This window comes from Pseudomonas psychrophila HA-4 (assembly GCF_000282975.1).
Taxonomy (GTDB): Bacteria; Pseudomonadota; Gammaproteobacteria; order Pseudomonadales; family Pseudomonadaceae; genus Aquipseudomonas; species Aquipseudomonas psychrophila_A.
Genome location: NZ_ALJC01000118.1, coordinates 24,736 through 41,304, shown reverse-complemented (window position 1 = coordinate 41,304; position 16,569 = coordinate 24,736). Strand labels below are relative to the sequence as shown.

11 protein-coding genes are annotated in these 16,569 nt (G+C 58.2%); 8 read left to right on the top strand and 3 right to left on the bottom strand.

The window, feature by feature from the left end:
- Window positions 1–156 precede the first annotated feature (156 nt).
- From B347_RS0120070 to aceE, 3 genes are all read right to left on the bottom strand, one after another.
- Window positions 157–1,545: an alkaline phosphatase D family protein gene (locus tag B347_RS0120070; RefSeq protein WP_026014310.1), complete on the bottom strand. Its 1,389-nt coding sequence runs from the start codon at window positions 1,543–1,545 to the stop codon at window positions 157–159.
- 324 nt (window positions 1,546–1,869) lie between these two features.
- Window positions 1,870–3,510: a dihydrolipoyllysine-residue acetyltransferase gene (gene aceF, locus B347_RS0120065; protein ID WP_019411481.1), complete on the bottom strand. Its 1,641-nt coding sequence runs from the start codon at window positions 3,508–3,510 to the stop codon at window positions 1,870–1,872.
- A gap of 11 nt (window positions 3,511–3,521) precedes the next feature.
- Window positions 3,522–6,167 (bottom strand): pyruvate dehydrogenase (acetyl-transferring), homodimeric type, encoded by a 2,646-nt coding sequence (gene aceE / locus B347_RS0120060; RefSeq protein WP_019411480.1) that lies wholly within the window; start codon window positions 6,165–6,167, stop codon window positions 3,522–3,524.
- Window positions 6,168–6,551: 384 nt separating this feature from the next.
- On the opposite strand from aceE, the gene glnE reads away from it, so the two are divergent.
- The 8 genes from glnE (at window position 6,552) to B347_RS0120020 (ending at window position 16,562) form a co-directional block, all read left to right on the top strand.
- Window positions 6,552–9,494, top strand: coding sequence for a bifunctional [glutamate--ammonia ligase]-adenylyl-L-tyrosine phosphorylase/[glutamate--ammonia-ligase] adenylyltransferase (gene glnE / locus B347_RS0120055; RefSeq protein ID WP_019411479.1), 2,943 nt, complete (start codon window positions 6,552–6,554; stop codon window positions 9,492–9,494).
- A 119-nt stretch (window positions 9,495–9,613) separates the two neighbouring features.
- On the top strand, window positions 9,614–10,648 hold the full coding sequence (waaF, locus tag B347_RS0120050) for a lipopolysaccharide heptosyltransferase II (RefSeq protein WP_019411478.1): 1,035 nt from the start codon (window positions 9,614–9,616) through the stop codon (window positions 10,646–10,648).
- Entirely contained in the window at window positions 10,649–11,710 is a 1,062-nt protein-coding gene (gene waaC, locus B347_RS0120045) for a lipopolysaccharide heptosyltransferase I (RefSeq protein WP_019411477.1), read from the top strand.
- A complete protein-coding gene (locus B347_RS0120040) occupies window positions 11,710–12,831 on the top strand; it encodes a glycosyltransferase family 4 protein (protein WP_019411476.1) in 1,122 nt (373 codons plus the stop codon). Before waaC ends, B347_RS0120040 begins: the two co-directional genes overlap by 1 nt.
- Window positions 12,831–13,637 carry a lipopolysaccharide core heptose(I) kinase RfaP gene (gene rfaP / locus B347_RS0120035; protein WP_019411475.1) on the top strand — a complete coding sequence of 269 codons (807 nt, stop codon included), beginning with the start codon at window positions 12,831–12,833 and terminating at the stop codon, window positions 13,635–13,637. The genes B347_RS0120040 and rfaP overlap by 1 nt, the downstream gene beginning before the upstream one ends.
- Entirely contained in the window at window positions 13,637–14,371 is a 735-nt protein-coding gene (locus B347_RS0120030) for a lipopolysaccharide kinase InaA family protein (protein ID WP_019411474.1), read from the top strand. The genes rfaP and B347_RS0120030 overlap by 1 nt, the downstream gene beginning before the upstream one ends.
- Window positions 14,368–15,120, top strand: coding sequence for a lipopolysaccharide kinase InaA family protein (locus B347_RS0120025; RefSeq protein ID WP_019411473.1), 753 nt, complete (start codon window positions 14,368–14,370; stop codon window positions 15,118–15,120). The genes B347_RS0120030 and B347_RS0120025 overlap by 4 nt, the downstream gene beginning before the upstream one ends.
- Window positions 15,120–16,562, top strand: a complete 1,443-nt coding sequence (locus B347_RS0120020; protein WP_019411472.1) for a lipopolysaccharide kinase InaA family protein — start codon at window positions 15,120–15,122, stop codon at window positions 16,560–16,562. Before B347_RS0120025 ends, B347_RS0120020 begins: the two co-directional genes overlap by 1 nt.
- Window positions 16,563–16,569: the final 7 nt, after the last annotated feature.

Sequence of the window (16,569 nt, the reverse complement as noted above, 5' to 3'; positions counted from 1 at the left end):
GTAAGGGCCGAAGCCCTGTTACTGCGGTCTGCGGCAAGGTTGCATCATGCTTACAGCGCTGACAAGTGAACTTAACAGTGATAGAGCCATAGAAGGTTATCGACAGGCCAGCAAGTGGCAACAGGCTGGCGTTAGTAGGTTTCAGTTTTATGACTGTTATTTAAGCTCAATCGCCACCGATTGGAGCATTTGGCCTTTTTTATCATGGAAATCGACTCTCAGGGACGCCCCCTTGAGGGTCAGACAAGCGAAATTATCTTCGCTGACCATGTGGCTGGTCATTGCGGGTAAATAAAGGCCTTTTTGATTACTGGCCAGCGGGGCATCCAGTTCTAAATTACTGGCTTTGGCATAAGGCAACAGCTTGGTGTTGCACAGAGGAGACGACACGATGCCGTGCACCACAAAGTTTGGGTCTTCGCTGTGGGTCAACTTGCAGGTGAGGGAGCCGTGGATGTCGCCGCTAACAATGACCACGTTTTTAATGGCATTGGAGCGAATGGTTTCAAGGAGGCGGTGGCGTTGCGCGGCAAATGACTTCCAGCCGTCATTGCCATGGCTTTTTTGATCGGGCATGAACATGACGCTGCTGACGATGAACTTCACTTTCGCGGTGCTTTTGATCAGCCATTTGTGGAGCGCATTTTCTTGTTCTACCCCGATCATCCTTGTGTCACTGCCCTTTAAAACACGCTCGGTACGGCAGTCCATCACAAACCAGTCGGTGTCGCCGTCGGCGAAGGTGTACCAGTAATTTTTTAGGCGGCGGTTGATGCCTCCTTGTGCGAGCAGATCGTGGGCGGGACCATGGCTGCACTGGAAGACTTCGTAGGCATGAATGGCATTGCGGTAAAGTTGCTCGTCGCCGCTGCTGCGATTGGCTGGCCAGTTGTCTTCAATTTCATGATCGTCGAGGATCATGTAGGTCGGGGTGCTGGACATGAGCTGGCTGATGTGGGGCTGTGAGAATGCGGCTCGGTATTTGCGTGAGATGTCCGCGTAACTTCGGTCGGGAGCCACGATATTCAAGTCATCGACGTACACCTGATCGCCGACCATCATTACGCCATCCAACGGGCCGGTGGCTTTCAGGGCGTTGATGGCATTGAAAATGCTGTCACCCAGGTCTGGCCGGGAGGGGGTGTCCAGGGTGAGCCTGAGGTAGCGGCATGAGCCTACGATATATCGATGTTCCCTATCGCGTTTGGAAGAGGCGGATTTGAATCGGTAAACCGTCGAGGGCCACTCCAGCGCAATCCGTTTAACGGTCTCCGGTGTGTGATTGGGGTCTTTGGTGGTGAACCAGCCGGCCTGGTATTCGTATTGGGTGTCTGCGTTCAGGCCATTCAGCACAAGCGTGTCGGCCATGTCGTACGCCTCACTGAGTCTGGAGTACACGCCTGCAGACCATTGCTGTGAGCCCGCCTGACGGTGGCGGATACCGGCGAAAACGGCCTCTCTGTCATCAGGAGCGCCCCTCACGAAGATGCGGCTGTGCTCGGGAGTGGTGTACCCCACAATCGGTCCAACGGTTAGTTTTTGCACATCGAATTCCTTTCTGATGTTTGGCAATTAATATCGCGGTGGTTAAGTCCTTTGGTTAATCGTAGAGGTGTGTAGAGGGATCTTCGCTTCCCAAAATCAGCGGGTATCGTAGGTCCAGGGTGTTGTTGGGTGAGGGATTTTTCGGGTTAGAAAATTAAAAGCCCGATCAAGCTCAAAAGATCACGAGCAAGATCGCTCCTACACGTTTTGTGCGGAATTTCAGGCAAAAAAAGCCCCGCTTATTGGGCGGGGTTGAGGTACGAGCGTGGCGCTCGGAAAACAGTGCGCTATCCCGGCCTTCGGTGAAGAAGGCCGGGACGTGGCTTACAGCAGGATAGTACGGATGTCGCCCAGCAACTGGCTCAGACGCTGGGTGAAGCGTGCAGCAGCGGCGCCGTTGATCACGCGGTGATCGTAGGACAGCGACAAAGGCAGCATCAGTTTCGGCTGGAAGGCTTTGCCGTCCCAGACTGGCTGGATGGTTGCCTTGGAGACGCCTAGGATCGCCACTTCCGGTGCATTGACGATCGGCGTGAAGCCGGTGCCGCCAATGTGACCGAGGCTGGAAATGGTGAAGCAAGCGCCTTGCATGTCGTCAGCGGTGAGCTTCTTGTCACGGGCTTTGGCAGCCAGTGCAGCCGCTTCAGCTGCCAGTTGCAGCAGGCTCTTCTGATCAACGTTCTTGATCACAGGGACCAGCAGGCCATCCGGGGTGTCTACGGCGAAGCCGATGTTGACGTACTTCTTGCGGATGATCGCTTTGCCGCTTGGCGCCAGCGAGCTGTTGAAGTCCGGCATTTCCTTGAGCAGGTGCGCGCAGGACTTGAGCAGTAGAGGCAGGACGGTCAATTTCACACCGGCTTTTTCAGCGACGGCTTTTTGCGCGACGCGGAAAGCTTCCAGCTCGGTGATATCAGCCTGGTCGAACTGAGTCACGTGCGGGATGTTCAGCCAACTGCGGTGCAGGCTCGACGCGCCGATTTGCATCAGGCGGGTCATGGCCACTTCTTCCACTTCACCGAAGCGGCTGAAGTCGACAGCAGGGATTGGCGGAATGCCAGCGCCGCCGGTTGCAGCGCCGGCAGCCGGAGCTTCCTTGGCCTTCTGCATCATGGCTTTGACGTAAACCTGCACGTCTTCTTTCAAAACGCGACCGTGTGGGCCGCTTGCGCTTACTGCGTTCAGCTCAACGCCAAACTCACGGGCCAGTTGACGCACGGCAGGGCCGGCGTGAACTTTGGCACCGCGTGGCGCAGGGGCGGCGGCCGGGGCAGGCGCTGCCTCGGCTTTTGCGGCTGGCGCAGAGGCAGCAGCGGCTGGCGCTTCAGCTTTGGCAGCAGGTGCTGGCGCAGCTTGGGCCGGTGCCGCAGGCGCAGCAGCGCCCGCCACTTTAAGCTTGAGGATGAAGTCGCCAGTGCCGACTTCGTCGTCCAGCTTGACCGAAATGCTTTCCACCACACCGGCGGCTGGCGATGGAATTTCCATGCTGGCCTTGTCGGATTCGAGGGTGATCAGCGATTGATCAGCTTCAACGGTGTCGCCAGCCTTGACCAGAATTTCGATGATTTTGGCTTTGCCCGACGAGCCGATGTCCGGGACGTGGATGTCTTGAACAGTCGAGCTTGCAGGTGCAGCAGCCGGGGCCGCTGGGGCCTCGGCAACTGGCGCGGCGGCTGGCTTTTCAGCAGCGGCCGCAGGGGCAGCGGCTGGCGCTTCAGGTGCCGCAGTGGCGCCTTCGGCTTCTAGTTCCAGCAATTCGTCGCCTTCTTTCAAGCGGTCGCCCAGCTTTACTTTCAGGCTTTTGACGATACCGGCTTTAGGCGCCGGGATTTCCATGCTCGCCTTGTCCGATTCCAGCGTCAGAATGCTCTGATCGGCTTCGATGCGGTCGCCGACTTTTACAAACAGTTCGATGACTTCGCCGTCACCGCTGCCGATGTCAGGTACCCGAATGAGTTCGCTCACAAAAATTCTCCTCAGCAGTCCAGTGGGTTGCGTTTTTCCGGGTTGATGCCGAACTTGACGATGGCTTCAGCCACCACCTTAGGTTCGATATCGCCACGGTCAGCCAGGGCTTCCAAGGCTGCCAACACCACGAAGTGACGGTCTACTTCAAAGAAGTGACGCAGTTTTTTGCGGCTGTCGCTGCGGCCGAAACCGTCAGTGCCCAGCACTTTGAATTCTTTGACCGGAACCCACTGACGAATCTGCTCGGCGAACAGCTTCATGTAGTCGGTGGAGGCAATGACAGGACCTTTACGGCCAGTCAGGCACTCTTCGACGTAGCTCAGTTTAGGCTTCTGGCCTGGGTGCAGACGGTTGCTACGCTCAACGGCCAGGCCGTCGCGACGCAGTTCGTTGAAGCTGGTAACGCTCCATACGTCAGCACCGATGTTGAACTCGTCACGCAGGATTTTCGCCGCTTCACGCACTTCACGCAGGATGGTGCCGGAGCCCATCAGTTGCACGTGGTGAGCTGCTTCCTTGGTGTCTTCTTCAAGCAGGTACATCCCTTTGATGATGCCTTCCTCAACACCGGCCGGCATGGCTGGCTGCTGGTAAGACTCGTTCATCACGGTGATGTAGTAGAAGACGTCCTGTTGCTCTTCGGTCATCTTCTTCATGCCGTCCTGAATGATCACCGCCAGCTCATAGCCGTAGGTTGGATCGAAGGTGCGGCAGTTCGGGATGGTGGCGGCCAGGATGTGGCTGTGACCATCTTCGTGTTGCAGGCCTTCACCGTTGAGCGTGGTGCGCCCGGCGGTGCCGCCAATCAGGAAACCACGGGTGCGGCTGTCGCCAGCGGCCCAGGCCAGGTCGCCAATACGCTGGAAGCCAAACATCGAGTAGAAGATGTAGAACGGCAGCATTGGCTGGTTGTGGTTGGAGTACGAAGTACCGGCCGCGATGAAGGAGCTCATGGCACCTGCTTCGTTGATGCCTTCTTCGAGAATCTGACCTTTTTTGTCTTCTTTGTAGAACATCACTTGGTCTTTATCGACTGGCTCGTAGAGCTGGCCGACCGAGGAGTAGATGCCCAACTGACGGAACATGCCTTCCATACCGAAGGTACGGGCTTCGTCCGGGATGATCGGAACGATGCGCTGGCCGATGTCCTTGTCCTTCACCAGCTGTGCCAAGATACGCACGAACGCCATGGTGGTGGAAATTTCACGGTCGCCGGAGCCGTCAAGGATAGCCTTGAGGGTGTCCAGTGGCGGGGTCGGAATGCTGATGCTCTTAGCGCGACGCTGAGGCACGAAACCGCCCAGTGCAGTGCGGCGCTCGCTCAGGTAGCGGGCTTCAGCGCTGCCTTCTTCTGGTTTGAAGAATGGCAGATTTTCGATTTCGTCGTCTTTGACCGGAATGTCGAAACGATCGCGGAACAGCTTCAGGCTTTCAACATCAACCTTCTTGGTGTTGTGCGCAGTGTTTTTCGCTTCGCCGGCGCCAGTGCCATAACCTTTGATGGTTTTGGCCAGGATGACGGTTGGCTGGTCTTTGTGGTTGACCGCTTCGTGGTACGCCGCGTAGACCTTGTACGGGTCGTGGCCGCCACGGTTGAGTTTCCAGATCTCGTCGTCGGACAGATCAGCAACCATTGCCTTGAGTTCTGGCGTGTTGAAGAAGTGTTCACGTACAAACGCGCCGTCTTTGGCTTTGTAGTTCTGGTACTCGCCGTCGATGACTTCGTCCATGCGGCGTTGCAGGATGCCGTCGACGTCTTTGGCCAGCAGTGGGTCCCAGAAACGGCCCCAGATCACTTTGGTCACGTTCCACTGAGCACCGCGGAATACGCCTTCGAGTTCCTGGATGATCTTGCCGTTGCCGCGAACCGGGCCGTCGAGGCGCTGCAGGTTGCAGTTGATAACGAAGATCAGGTTGTCGAGGTTTTCGCGGCCAGCCAGGGAGATGGCGCCCAGGGATTCCGGCTCGTCACACTCGCCGTCGCCCAGGAAGCACCAGACTTTTTGCTTGCCTGCCGGGATGTAACCGCGCGATTCCAGGTACTTCATGAAGCGTGCCTGGTAGATCGCCTGGATTGGGCCCAGACCCATGGACACGGTCGGGAACTGCCAGAAATCAGGCATCAGCCAAGGGTGCGGGTAGGATGAAAGGCCCTGACCGTCGACTTCTTGGCGGAAGTTGTTCATTTGGTCTTCGGTGATGCGGCCTTCCATGAACGCACGGGCGTAAACGCCTGGCGAGGTGTGACCCTGGAAGTAAATCAGGTCGCCGCCGTGTTCTTCGGTCGGGGCTTGGAAGAAGTAGTTGAAGCCAATGTCATACAGCGTTGCGCTGGAAGCGAAGCTGGAGATGTGACCGCCCAGGTCAGAATCTTTCAAGTTCGTGCGCATAACCATAGCCATGGCGTTCCAGCGAACCAGCGAGCGAATGCGGCGTTCCATGAACAGGTCGCCAGGCATGCGTGCTTCGTGGGTAACTGGAATCGTGTTGCGGTATGGAGTCGTGATGGCGTACGGCAGTTGCGAACCGGTGCGAGTAGCGAGCTCACCCATACGGGTCATCAGGTAGTGAGCGCGTTCTTCGCCTTCTTTGTCGAGAACCGATTCCAGGGCGTCCAGCCATTCCTGGGTTTCGACGGGATCGAGGTCTTGCATGGCTTGCTCCAGGGCGGAAAGGCTTCCAGAATCGGTTGCCTGAGTTTGCGACTGGCCTTGTGGGCAGACGACATAAATTCTTGGATGACCGGAGGGTTGATTCCGGTGTTGTGTAGTTTTACTACAAATCGTTGCTCATTTCAGCCTTTCGAGTGTGTGAGTCAGTAGTAAAACTACAGGGAAGCCTTCGAAGGTCACCTGTTGGGTTGTGCGATAAATCGATATTGTTGGTGCTGTGTTAGGTTTTTAACCTTTTTTGCGCTATTAAATTTCTAAAAAATGACGATTTGCAGCTATTTATAACCTTTGTTCGACAGTCGGATTTAACCGCTGTTTCTTCCTGTCACCGTACTCGGCAATACCGTCGCCGATCAAGGATAGACCATGAGCCTCCCTTCGCTTGCCGCAATGCCCTCCCTTTTATTGCCCCTTGCCAGCCGTGCCGAGCAGTCTTGGCGCAGTGCGGTGGCCAGTCTGGAAGGCGAGCACGGACTCGACCAATGGTCGTCTGAACGCTGGACCGATTTCGCTCGCGTGAGCGCGTCGAGTGACTTCTTTATAGAACAAGCTTTGCGTGACCCTTTGATGTTGCTCGACCTTGCGCGCTCGGGAGAGCTGGATCGCAGCTTTGCGCCCGGTGAGCTGTGCGAGCAGATTGGCGAGGCCGTGCAGCAAGCGCTAACCGATGATGAGCTGGGGCGCGTCTTGCGCCGTCAGCGCACGCGGCAGCAAATTCGGATCATCTGGCGTGACCTGACCCGCCAGGCGGACCTGATTGAAACCTGTCGTGATCTGTCGGACATGGCCGATGCGAGCATTGATCAGGCGTATCGCTGGCTGTATCAGCGCCATTGTCAGCAATTCGGCACCCCGACCGGGCATCGCAGCGGCGAGCCGCAGCAGATGGTGATTCTGGGCATGGGCAAGCTCGGCGCGATAGAACTGAACCTGTCATCGGACATCGACCTGATCTTCGCGTACCCCGAAGGCGGCGAAACGGTCGGCGCCAAACGCCCACTGGACAATCAGGAGTTTTTTATTCGCCTCGGCCAGCGCCTGATCAAGGCGCTGGACCCGATGACCGTCGACGGTTTTGTGTTTCGTGTCGACATGCGACTGCGGCCTTACGGCTCGTCGGGCGCGCTGGTGCTGAGCTTTAACGCGCTGGAGCAGTATTACCAAGATCAGGGCCGTGACTGGGAGCGTTACGCCATGATCAAGGCGCGGGTGGTAGCGGGTGATCAGGTGATGGGCGCGCAGTTGCTCGACTTGCTGCGCCCGTTTGTCTATCGGCGCTACCTCGACTTCTCAGCGATTGAAGCGCTGCGCACCATGAAGCAGTTGATCCAGCAGGAAGTGCGGCGCAAAGGCATGGCCGACAACATTAAGCTGGGGGCGGGCGGGATTCGCGAAGTCGAGTTCATTGCCCAGGCGTTCCAGTTGATCCACGGCGGCCGCGACTTGAGCCTGCAACAACGCCCGCTGCTTAAAGTGCTGAGCATCCTTGAAGGCCAAGGCTACTTGCCGCCAGCGGTGATCAGCGAACTGCGCGAGGGCTACGAGTTTTTGCGCTACACCGAGCACGCCATTCAGGCCATTGCCGATCGACAGACCCAAATGCTGCCGGACAGTGAGCAGGATCAAGCGCGCATCGCCTTCATGATGGGTTTCGACACTTGGGTGCTGTTCCATGAACAACTGATGGCGTGGCGTGGGCGCATCGACTGGCATTTCCGTCAGGTGATTGCCGACCCGGACGAGGAAGAAGACCTCGACGAAGGCGAACTGATTGTGGGCGGCGAGTGGTTGCCGTTGTGGGAAGAGGTCCAGGACGACGCAGCCGCGTGCGCGCAGTTGGAAGAAGCCGGGTTTGTGGATGCCCCCAAGGCCCTCAAACAACTGGCCAGCCTGCGTGCCAGCCCGCAGTTACGCGCCATGCAGCGCTTAGGGCGTGAGCGCCTGGATGCGTTTATCCCGCGCTTACTGGCGCAGGCGGTTGAACATGCCAACCCGGACCTGGTGCTCGAACGGGTGTTGCCGCTGGTTGAGGCGGTGGCCCGGCGTTCTGCTTATTTAGTGTTGTTGACCGAAAACCCCGATGCGCTGCGCCGTCTGTTGACGCTGTGCGCGGCCAGCCCGTGGATTGCGGAGCAAATTACGCGCTTCCCGTTGCTGCTCGATGAGTTGCTCAACGAAGGCCGTTTGTTCAAGCCGCCGTTGGCGCCAGAGCTGGCGGCTGAGTTGCGCGAACGGCTGACGCGCATCCCCGAAGATGACCTTGAACAGCAGATGGAAGCGCTGCGTAACTTCAAGCTCGCCCACCGGCTGCGGGTTGCGGCGTCGGAAATCGCCGGTAGCCTGCCTTTAATGAAGGTCAGTGATTACCTGACCTGGCTGGCCGAAGCGATTCTGGAGCAAGTGCTGGCGTTGGCTTGGCGCCAGACCGTGGCCAAATATGGCACTCCGCAGCGCTCGGACGGCAGCCTGTGTGACCCCGGCTTCATTATTGTGGGCTACGGCAAAGTTGGTGGCATCGAACTGGGCCACGGCTCGGACCTGGACCTGGTGTTTATCCATGACGGCGACCCGAACGCCGAAACCGACGGCGCCAAACCCATCGACAGCGCGCAGTTCTTCACCCGGTTGGGTCAGCGGATCATCCACCTGCTGACCGCACAAACCAACTCCGGTCAGTTGTATGACGTCGACATGCGCCTACGCCCGTCAGGCGCGTCGGGTTTGTTGGTCAGTTCGCTCGGCGCGTTTGAGCGTTATCAGCAGAATGAAGCCTGGACCTGGGAGCATCAGGCGCTGGTACGGGCGCGGGTTTTAGTGGGATGCACGCAGGTGGGGGCAGCGTTTGAAAAAGTCAGGGCGCAGGTGTTGAGCCGCGAACGCGACCTGCCGACCTTGCGTCAGGAAGTCAGCGAGATGCGCGCCAAAATGCGTGACAACTTAGGCTCGCGGATTACGGCTGCCGGCACCGGCGACAATGCCTTCCAGCCTACGGTGCCGTTCGACCTCAAGCAGGACGCTGGAGGTATCGTCGATATTGAATTTATGGTGCAATACGCGGCCCTGGCGTGGTCCAGGGAACACCCGGAACTGCTGCGCTATACCGATAACATCCGCATTCTGGAAGGGCTGGAGCAGGCAGGCTTGATGCCCGCTACTGATGCCAGCCTGTTGCGTGAGGCGTATAAAGCCTTCCGCGCCGTTGCCCACCGCCAGGCCTTGCAAAAGGAAGCCGGGGTGGTCAGCGGCGATCAACTGGTAGACGCGCGACGAGATGTTCGGCGTATATGGTCGCAGCTGGGCTTGAGGTAAGCAGCGTGCTGCTTAGCTTCAAGCCTCAAGCTTCAAGCTTCAAGCAGCAAGTTTGAAGCTTCCCGCTGCTTTTCTTGAAGCTTACTGCTTGAAGCTTGCAACTGCTTTTATGGACCCTTATGAATATTTTGATCGTTGGGCCCAGTTGGGTCGGTGACATGGTGATGGCGCAGACACTGTTCCAGTGCCTAAAACAGCGCCACCCACAGTGCGAAATCGATGTGCTGGCCCCTGAGTGGAGCCGGCCCATCCTTGAACGCATGCCTGAAGTTCGCAAGGCCTTGAGTTTTCCGCTCGGCCACGGTGCGCTTGAACTGGCCACGCGACGCAAGATCGGCAAGTCCCTCAGGGGCCAATACGATCAGGCTATTTTGCTGCCTAACTCGCTTAAATCGGCGCTGGTGCCGTTTTTTGCCAGCATTCCAACGCGCACCGGCTGGCGTGGCGAGTTCCGCTACGGCCTGCTCAACGATGTGCGTACGCTCGATAAAGAGCGTTATCCGCTGATGATCGAACGCTTTATGGCGCTGGCGTACGAGCCGGGTGCCGACCTGCCCAAGCCGTACCCGCGGCCTGATTTGCAAATCGAGCCGCAAAGCCGTGACGCCGCCCTGACCAAGTTCGGCTTGGCGCTGGACCGCCCGGTGCTAGCGCTGTGCCCAGGCGCAGAGTTTGGCGAGTCCAAGCGCTGGCCGTCCGAGCATTACGCCCAAGTCGCCGAGCAAAAGATCCGCGAAGGTTGGCAAGTGTGGTTGTTTGGCTCCAAAAACGATCACAGCGTGGGCGAAGACATCCGCGCACGATTGATCCCGGGCCTTCGCGAAGAGTCCGTCAACCTCAGCGGTGAAACCTCACTGGCCGAAGCTATTGACCTGCTGTCGTGCGCAGACGCCGTGGTGTCCAACGATTCGGGGCTGATGCACGTGGCCGCTGCGCTCAATCGCCCGTTGGTGGCGGTGTACGGCTCCACGTCCCCGGGTTTCACTCCGCCGTTGGCCGATCAGGTTGAAGTGGTGCGCCTGGGGTTGGAATGCAGCCCGTGCTTTGAGCGGACCTGTCGTTTCGGTCACTACAACTGCCTGCGCGAACTGATGCCAGCGCCAGTGGTTGAAGCCTTGCAGCGGTTGCAGGGTTCAGTGGTCGAGGTCAACTAGGTGCGCGTTCTGTTGGTGAAAACTTCATCCCTTGGGGATGTGATTCATGCCTTGCCAGCATTGACTGACGCTGCGCGAGCGATTCCCGGCATCACCTTTGACTGGGTTGTGGAAGAAGGCTTTGCCGAGATTCCGACTTGGCATCCGGCGGTTGGCAAAGTGATCCCGGTGGCGATCCGCCGCTGGCGCAAAAATATCTGGGAAACCCTCAAGAGCGGCGAGTGGAAGCGTTTCAAACAAAACCTGCGCGCTGAAAAATATGACCTGGTGATCGACGCCCAAGGTCTGGTCAAGAGCGCCTGGTTGACCCGCTATGTCAAAGCGCCAGTGGCGGGGCTGGACAAACACTCAGCCCGTGAACCGCTGGCCAGTCACTTCTATCAGCGCCGTTTGGCCGTGGCCCGCGGGCAACATGCCGTCGAGCGCTTGCGCCAACTGTTTGCCGTAGCGCTGGGCTACGACCTGCCCAAAGGGCTGGGCGACTACGGCCTCGATGTTGAGCGCCTTGTTGAATTACCGCGCAAAAAGCCTTACGTATTGTTTTTGCATGGCACCACGTGGGACACCAAGCATTGGCCCGAAGTCTACTGGCGCGATTTGACCACGCGCATGGGGCATTTGGGCGTTGAAGTGCGGTTGCCGTGGGGTAACCCAGCTGAAAAAGCCCGCGCTGAACGCATCGCCAACGGCCTGCACAATGCGGTGGTGCTGCCTAAGCTGAATCTCGCGGGTGTGGCTAAAGTGTTGGCCAGCGCCAGCGGCTGTGTGGCGGTCGACACCGGCCTTGGGCATTTGGCAGCGGCATTGGATGTGCCGACCATTTCCTTGTTCGGCCCCACCAACCCCGGCCTCACAGGCGCTTACGGCAAGGTGCAGATTCATCTGGCCAGCGATTTTTCGTGTGCGCCGTGCCTGCAGAAAAAATGCACTTACCAGCCGACTGCACAGGACCAGCAGCGGTTTGATCTGAAGAAAGAGTGGCCGTTGTGCTTCACTCGTCTGAACCCTGAGCGTGTCGCAAGTCGATTAAGCACGTTGTTACTGGCTGAGGAACTGCGCTAATGCAACTGGCTTTTGTGCTGTACAAATATTTCCCGTTTGGCGGGCTGCAACGTGACTTCATGCGTATTGCGCTGGAGTGCCAGCAGCGTGGCCATCAAATCCGTGTGTACACGATGATCTGGGAGGGCGATATTCCACCCGGCTTTGAAGTGTTGGTGGCGCCGGTCAAGGCGTTCCATAACCACACCCGTAACGAAAAAATGCTCGCCTGGATGCAGGCCGACCTGGCCAAGCGCCCGGTCGACCGCCTGATTGGCTTCAATAAAATGCCGGGGCTGGACGTGTATTACGCCGCCGACGGCTGTTTTGAAGACAAGGCGCAGAACCTTCGGCATTCGTTTTACCGCTTCTTCAAGCGCTATAAGCACTTTGCTGAGTACGAGCGTGCGGTGTTCGACAAGGACGCCAAGACCGAAATCCTGATGATTTCCGAAGTCCAGCAGCCGCTGTTCATCAAGCATTACAAGACCCCGTTGCAGCGCTTCCATTTGCTGCCGCCGGGCATTGCGCTCGACCGCCGTGCGCCGCCGAACGCGGCTGAAATTCGTGCCGAGTTCCGCCGCGAGTTCAAGCTGGCTGACGATGACCTGCTGCTGGTGCAAATCGGTTCCGGGTTCAAGACCAAAGGCGTCGACCGCAGCCTGAAAGCCCTGGCCGCCTTGCCGTCAGCGCTCAAAAAACGCACTAAGTTATTTGTCATTGGTCAGGACGACCCCAAAGTTTTTCAATTGCAGAGCGCCACGTTGGGGCTGGGCGAGCATGTGCAGTTCCTCAAGGGACGCAGTGACATCCCGCGTTTCCTGCTGGGTGCCGACCTGCTGATTCACCCGGCCTACAACGAAAACACCGGCACCGTGCTGCTTGAAGCGCTGGTGGCGGGTTTGCCGGTGCTGGTCAGCGCGGTGTGTGGCTACGCTCACTACATCAGCGACGCTGACGCGGGGCGTGTGCTGGACGAACCGTTCGAACAGACACAACTCAATGAATACCTGACCTACATGTTGTCCGACGATGCTGCGCGTGCGGCCTGGAGCCAAAATGGCCTGGCCTACGCGCAGACGGCCGACCTCTATAGCATGCCGCAGCATGCTGCGGATGTGATTCTGGCGGAGCAACACTGATGAAACTGATACTTGCCGAACCGTTCAAAAGCTTGTGGGCCGGACGCGATGCGTTCACCGAAGTCGAGCGTCTGGAGGGCGAGGTATACCGCGAGCTGGAAGGCCGCCGTACCTTGCGTACGGAAGTTGACGGGCGTGGTTATTTTGTAAAAATCCACCGTGGTATTGGTTGGGGTGAAGTGTTCAAGAACCTGCTCACGGCCAAACTCCCAGTGCTGGGCGCAGGCCAGGAGTGGCTGGCGATCAATCGCTTACATGAAGTCGGCGTACCGACCATGACTGCTGTCGCCTATGGCGAGAAGGGCAGTAACCCGTCCGCGCAGCACTCGTTCATCATCACCGAAGAACTGGCGCCGACGGTCAGTCTCGAAGATTTCAGCATCAACTGGCTCAAAGAACCGCCGCAGCCCAAGCTCAAACAGGCGCTGATCGCTGAAGTGGCGCGCATGGTCGGCATGATGCACCGCGCGGGTGTTAACCACCGCGACTGCTACATTTGCCACTTTTTGCTGCACACCGATAAACCGGTCACGGCAGATAATTTCCGCCTGTCGGTGATCGACCTGCATCGCGCCCAGACACGTGCCGTGATCAGCAAGCGCTGGCGCAATAAAGACTTGGCCGCGCTGTACTTTTCGGCGTTGGACATTGGCCTGACCCAGCGCGACAAACTGCGCTTCCTGCGCGGCTACTTCCAGATGCCGTTGCGCCAGATCCTGCGTGACGAAGCCCGCTTGCTGGCGTGGCTTGAAGGCAAAGCGCAAAAACTCTACGAGCGCAAAGTGCGCTATGGGGATGCTTTGTAATGGCGGGTTGGAATCTAGAACCTGCTTACAGCGCGTTGGCCCCCGATTTTGGCAGTTTGGATGCGGTATTTGCCCTTCAAGGCGAGCACCTGACGCGCGATCCGTTATCGGACGTGATCCGTGTTGAACGTGGCGGGGTCAACTATTACGTCAAACGCTATACCGGTGCGGGCAAAGGCCTGCGCCGTTATTTGGGGCGGCCACGGGTCAAATCTGAATGGCAGAACCTCAAGCGCTTCGCCAAGTGGGGCATTCCTACCGCTGAAGTGGTCGCCTGGGGACTTGAGCGACGCGGTGCGGCCTATGATCGGGGAGCGCTGATTACCCGTGAACTGCCCAACACCCGCGACCTTTCCGAGTTGGCCGACAATAACGATCCGCTGCTCAAAGACCGGGTGTGGGTCGACGGCGTGAGCCGACAGTTGGCGCACTGCACGCGGATCATGCACGACCATCGTTTTACCCATAACGACTTGAAGTGGCGTAACTTGCTGGTCGACGATCAGGCCCGGCTGTATTTGATCGATTGCCCTAACGGCGATTTCTGGCGTGGATTTTGGCTCAAATACCGCATCACTAAAGACCTGGCGTGCCTCGACAAAGTGGCCAAATACCACCTCACAGCCACCCAGCGTCTGCGGTTTTACTTTCAATACACCGGACGCACTACGCTCAATGCGGCAGACAAAGAACGAGTCCGCCATATCGTGCGTTTTTTTGAGGGCCGGGAATGACTGATTTTTTGGCAGGAGCCGAACGGGCTTTACTGGAGCGTAATGGACTGTCTGATTTCGATGCTCTGTGGAACCTGCAACTGGATGCGGTCGATGAGCCCAACACCAGCCGGGGCGGCTGGAGCAGCGTGTTTCGCATGGACGTGGAAGGCCAGGGTTTTTACCTCAAGCGCCAGAGCAACTACCTGACCCGCACCTTGCACAGCCCATTAGGCGAGCCAAGTTTCGCCCGCGAGTTCCGCAATATTCAGCGTTACCAGCAGCTCGGCATTCCAGCGTTGGACGCGGTGTTTTTTGGTGAGCGCAAGGTGCAGGGTGAGCGCCGGGCCATCCTCATGACCCGCGCACTGGACGGCTGGAACGACCTCGATTCGCTGCTTGAGCAGTGGCCGCAACTGAGCCAGGAAGAGCAACAGGCAATCCTGCGCACCTGCGGTCAACTGGCGCGTCGTCTGCACGCGGCGCGTCAGGTGCATGGTTGTTTCTACCCCAAACACATTTTTATGCAGGCTGACGGCGCGGGTTATCGCGCCCAGTTGATCGACCTGGAAAAAACTCGGCCTTTGTTGCTGGGCCAGCGTGATCGGGTCAAAGACATCGAGCCCTTGCTGCGCCGTGCTCAGGTCTGGAACGCAGACGACGTGCGTACGTTGCTTGCGGCGTACCTGGAACAACCGGTTGAAAGCGGCTTGGTCGATGCCTGGTTTGAGCGATTGAATGTGCGTCGCAGCCACAAGGAGAGCCGTTGATGCGATTGTCCGAACTGCAAAAAGCCGGGCGTGCGCCAGGTTTGCCGCTGAGCATCGAACTGGCCGATGCCGCAGGGTCTGAACCGTTGCAACTGCTGACCCTGCTGCGTGTATTGCCGGGCCAGCGGTATGTGGGTGCGGGCCTGTGGCGCGGCCGTACAGTGCTGGCCAAGTTAATGGTTGGCAGCAAGGCGTCACGCGACGTTCAGCGGGAACTGACGGGTGTGCGCCTACTGGCCGAGCAAGGGTTGAGCACCCCGCAACTGCTGGCTGATGGTGTGCAGGAAGGCGAGGGCGGTTGGCTGTTGTTTGAGTTTCTCGAACACGCGCAAAGCCTGGGTGAGGCCTGGAGCGACGTTGAGTTGCTACCGGTGTTGGCTGACGAACAACAGGCGGTACTGGCCGAGGCGTTGGCAGCGATTGGGCAGATGCACCTCAAGGGCCTGTGGCAAGAAGACTTGCACCTCGACAATCTGCTGCGTCAGAACGGCACACTGTATTTGATCGATGGTGCGGGCATTTGCGTCGAAGAGGCGGGTAAGCCGCTGTCGCGGCAAAAAGTGCTGGAAAACCTCGGGGTGTTCTTCGCCCAGTTACCGAAAAGCCTTGATCCGTTTATCGAAGAACTGCTGGTGCATTACCTGCTGAGCAACGGCGAACACGCCTTGCCGCTGGAAGCGCTGCTTAAGCAGGTCGAGAAAGTTCGGGCCTGGCGCCTCAATGACTTTCTGAACAAAGTGGGGCGCGACTGTTCGTTATTCAGCGTGCAGCGCGGGTCTTTGGCCTTGCGCGCCATTCGTCGCGAAGAAGAAGCGGCGATGCTGCCGGTTTTGGACAAAGCTGATGCCTTGCTCGATAAAGGGCATTTATACAAAACTGGCGGCGCGGCCAGCGTAGGCAAGGTTGAGGTGGCGGGCCGCACGCTGGTGGTCAAGCGCTACAACATCAAAGGCTTTACGCACTGGCTCAAACGCTTTTGGCGTCCTAGCAGGGCGTGGCACTCATGGCGTGAGGGCAATCGCCTGGCGTTTCTGGGCATTGCCACACCCAAGCCGCTGGCGCTGCTTGAGACGCGCGTTTTGTGGCTGCGTGGCAGAGCGTATCTGGTGACCGAGTACCTGTCGGGGCCAGACATTATTGAGCGTTTTGCGCCCTATCAAGACAGTGGCGACGCGCCCGAGTCTGAATTGCAGGCGCTGGACGCATTGTTTGCCGACTTGATTCGTGAACGCATCAGCCATGGTGACCTTAAAGGCCACAACGTATTTTGGGCCAACGGCCGCTGGGCACTGATCGACCTGGACTCGATGTGTCAACACCGCTCGCTGGGCAGCTTCGCTAAGGCTTATGCCCGTGACCGAGCGCGCTTTATGCGCAACTGGCCAGTGAGCAGTGCGTTGTATCAAGTGATTGATCAACGCCTGCCCAAAACATCGGAGTAGGTTGCGA